Consider the following 3,877-nt stretch of genomic DNA (forward strand, 5'->3'; position numbering starts at 1 on the left):
CCCCCCCCCCCCCCACCCCACCCCCACGCCCCAGACCGACGAACCACCCCCCCCCCACCACCCCCCCCGCCCACCCCGCCCGCGCCCCGACCCACACAACCCCCGCACCGAACCCCACCGCGCGAAGCCCCACCCCCCCCCGCCCCCCCCCGGGGGGGGGCGGGGGCGGCGGCCACCGGCCGGGGTTCCGCCGGGTGTACCACCGGCGGCGGGGCGGGTTGCGGTGGTTCACCCGGCCCGCCGGGGACCGGGATAGGAATGGGTTCGATCTCCGGTTTGATCTGGATTTTCGGCAGTTTCACCGGATCCCCGGAACCCGAACCGCTACCCGAGCTGCTGCCGGCCGCCGAACCGGTGGCCGAACCGTTTCCGGAACCGCTCTCCGGTGGGTCCGCGGGCGCTGGTTCGTCCTGGCCCGGCGGCTCCGGTTTCGGGGTGTCGCGGATATCCGGGCAGGGATTACGGCATGGGTCGGCGGGCAAGGGCTCCGGAACGATCCGGGTGTTGTCGTGCGGTGGATCGGGTACCGGCACCGGCGTGAGCTGCGGCACCGGAATCGGAATATCGATCTGCGGCGGCACGGGGATCGGCGGCGGAGGCGGCGCGGACGGGTCGGGTGCCCGGTCCAGCGGATCGAACCCGACCTCACCGCAGCTGTTCACCGGCGGCGGTGCCCACGGATGCGGCGCGGCCTGCGCGGGCACCACGGAGTACCCGGCGAGTACGAGCCCCGAGCACAGGACAGCGAAGGCCCGTACCGCATCCACCCCGACCCGACTCGACGGCCTGGGCCGACCCTGTTCCGGACCGGCGGAGCGGCACAGCGTGCGGATGGGTCACCTTCCTCGGTTCGGGGTCCGTCTCGGTTCCGGAACGGTGTGGTGTCGCGCAGAGCGCGGCACCGGGACCGAGCAGCCTCGCACCTGCGCCGCCGGGGCGTCGCGCAGGAACACATCTCCTGTCCAGACCCGTTGTCGGCGTTGAACCTACCGGAACCGGACAGCCACGGCGCGCATTCATCATCGACACACTCCGATGACTTTCCGTGCCGCCCGGTCGGACGCGGATCACTTCTCGCCGGCGCCCGACGCGGGCGTGACCCCGGCGACTACCTGTAGTTGCCGGGGACGTCCGCCAAGTACCCTCGGAGCTGATCATGGCGGCGCAACCCGACCCCCGCTCGGCTTCCCCGTTCTCCCCACTGTGGGCGGTCGACCTCGGCAAACGACTGTTCGAGCAGTCCTGGCTGGAACAGTGGATCAGCTATACCACCGCCTGGATGGAACCGGTGGCCGATCTCGGCGCCGGCACTGTCACCGCACTACTACCCGACACCCTGCTCACGGTCCTCAGCGAAGGCATCCTGAGCCGGTTCGGTGGCCACCGGATCAGTGTCACCCTGCTCGACCATCAGTTGACCGGCACCCTGGACCTCCTGAAGGTCCGGCGGCGCGGCGCGCATTTCCAGACCAAGGCGGTGCTGCGGGACCTGGACTGGGACGGCCTGGCGGTCGCCGAGGTCACCGTGATCGCCCATGAGGTCCGGCTGGTACCGGGCGTACCGACCCGGGTCCGGGCCCAGCGGATCGATATCGACGGCACCGTCACCGTGCGGGCGCTGCTCGGACGGCTGGCGGACCGGCAGCGCGATTGGGACCTGTCGATCACCGATTCGGGGCTCGTCCGCGCGGTGCACCGGCGGCGCCGGGTCAGCGCCGAACTGGACGCCGCGATCACCGACGATGTGCTGACACTCGATGTGCGCCGGGCCACCTGGTTCGGTATGCCGGTACCGCGGCGCTGGCGCACCACCAGCCCGATCACCATCCCCGACCTACCGCGCGGCGCCCGGGTCCGGCGGGCGGTTCGTGACGGCGAACGGGTGCGGTTCCGCATCGAGGTATCGCCGGTCAGCGGGTCGTTCGACCTCGCGCAGATCCGTTCGGCCATTGTCGCCGGAACCACCCTGATCGTGTTCTGACCGGGCCGTTCACTGCTGCGACTGCCACCATTCGAGCAACGCTTCCTCGGCCTCCGCGCGGGTCAGCGGCCCACGGTCCAAGCGCAGTTCCTTCAGATGACGCCAAGCGCGGCCCACCTCTGGCCCGGGCGGCAGACCCAGCAGCTCCATGATCGCGTTACCGTCCAGATCCGGCCGGACCCGCGCCAGATCCTCCTGCTCCTGCAACCGGGCGATCCGGGCCTCGAGATCGTCGTAGGTGGCGCGCAGCGCGGCGGCCCGCCGTTTGTTGCGGGTCGTGCAATCCGCGCGGACCAATTTGTGCAACCGCGGCAGCAGGTCGCCGGCGTCGGTGACATAGCGGCGGACCGCCGAATCGGTCCACTGCCCCTTCCCGTAGCCGTGGAACCGCAGATGCAGGAAGACCAGCCGCGCCACATCCTCGGTGAACTGCTTCGGATACTTCAGCGCACGCATCCGCTTGCGCACCATTTTCGCGCCCACGACCTCGTGATGGTGGAAGCTGACCCCGCCGCCGGGTTCGTTGCGTTTGGTATCCGGTTTGCCGATATCGTGCAGCAGCGCCGCCCAGCGCAGCACCAGGTCGGGATCGCCTTCTTCCTGGTCGATCGCCTGCTCCAGCACGGTCAGCGAATGCCAGTACACATCCTTGTGCTGATGATGCTCGTCGATCTCCAGTTTCATGGCCGGCACCTCGGGCAGCACCCGCTGCGCCAGCCCGGTTTCGCACATCATGTTGATGCCGTCGATCGGGTAGTCGCCACCGATCAGCTTGTCCAGTTCGGTCCGGACCCGCTCCGCGGTGATCCGATCGATCTCCGGCGCCATTTTCTCGATCGCGGTCCGCACCCGCGGATGTGCCCGGAAGCCGAGCTGGGAAACGAAACGCGCCGCGCGCAGCATGCGGAGCGGATCATCGCCGAACGAATCCTCGGGGGCGGCCGGCGTATCCAGTTCCCCCGCGAGCAGTGCCTCCATGCCGTTCAGCGGATCCACGAATTCCAGCGCGCCATCGGCCGCGATCTTCACCGCCATGGCATTGACCGTGAAATCGCGGCGAACGAGATCGCCTTCCAGACTGTCGCCGAAACTGACCTGCGGATTCCGCGACACCCGGTCGTAGGTGTCGCTGCGGAAAGTGGTGATCTCCAGCTGCTGGCCGCTCTTGGCCGCACTCACCGTCCCGAACGCCAGGCCGCCGGTATCCCACAACTGATCCGCCCAGCCGTTCAGCAGCTCCTGCACCTGCTCGGGGCGGGCGTCGGTGGTGAAATCCAGATCGGTCCCGAGCCGCCCGAGAATCGCGTCCCGCACACTGCCCCCCACCAGATACAGATGGAACCCCCGCGCCGCGAACAACTCCCCCAGCGGCGTCAGCACATCGGACAGCCGGCCGAGCGTGATCGCCGCCGCCGCCAGCAAACGAGTACGGCGATCCAGCACAGCATCCTCGGACTCCGTCGAAACCACAGCTGAACTTTACTGTGCCGATCGGCTCGCCTCCGGCGCGCGGGTTCGGCCCCCATTGGTCCCTGACCTCCGAGGGCCGGGTATGACTCGGCGCCGCCACTGGGGCACTCTTTGCGATCGGATCACAGCCGACCCGACATGCAATTCTGTCCCCTTTCGGCCCTCCGCCGAGTCGCGCCGCCGCAAACCGGACCCCCACTCGGCCCCGGGCCCCACTCGGCCTGGACTCCCCCCCGGCCCGGCCCCCCCAAGGCGCCCCGTCGTACCAGGCCCGTGGTGGGGGGGGGGCCCCGGGGGGGGGGGGGGGGGGGGGGGGGGGGGGGGGGGGGGGGGGCCGCGGCCCGGGGGGGGGGGGGGGCGGGGGCTCCCCCCCCCCGGGCCCCGCCCCCCACCCCCGTCCGCGCCGGCCCCCCCCCCCCCACGTTC

General features: G+C 70.7%; 2 protein-coding genes. One reads left to right on the forward strand and one right to left on the reverse strand.

Annotated features, from left to right (window positions below):
• The first annotated feature begins 1,156 nt into the window (after positions 1 to 1,156).
• Positions 1,157 to 1,981: a hypothetical protein gene (locus tag QH276_RS04950; protein ID WP_280400508.1), complete on the forward strand. Its 825-nt coding sequence runs from the start codon at positions 1,157 to 1,159 to the stop codon at positions 1,979 to 1,981.
• Between the two features lie 9 nt (positions 1,982 to 1,990).
• Here QH276_RS04950 and QH276_RS04955 read toward each other — a convergent pair whose 3' ends face one another.
• On the reverse strand, positions 1,991 to 3,451 hold the full coding sequence (locus QH276_RS04955; protein ID WP_280400509.1) for a CCA tRNA nucleotidyltransferase: 1,461 nt from the start codon (positions 3,449 to 3,451) through the stop codon (positions 1,991 to 1,993).
• Positions 3,452 to 3,877 lie beyond the last annotated feature (426 nt).

The organism is Nocardia carnea, assembly GCF_029869215.1.
Classification (GTDB): Bacteria; Actinomycetota; Actinomycetes; order Mycobacteriales; family Mycobacteriaceae; genus Nocardia; species Nocardia carnea_B.

Bases quoted from the DNA above. Each gene is read 5' to 3' on its own strand.
- QH276_RS04950 (WP_280400508.1), top strand. From the start codon at position 1,157: ATGGCGGCGCAACCCGACCCCCGCTCGGCTTCCCCGTTCTCCCCACTG.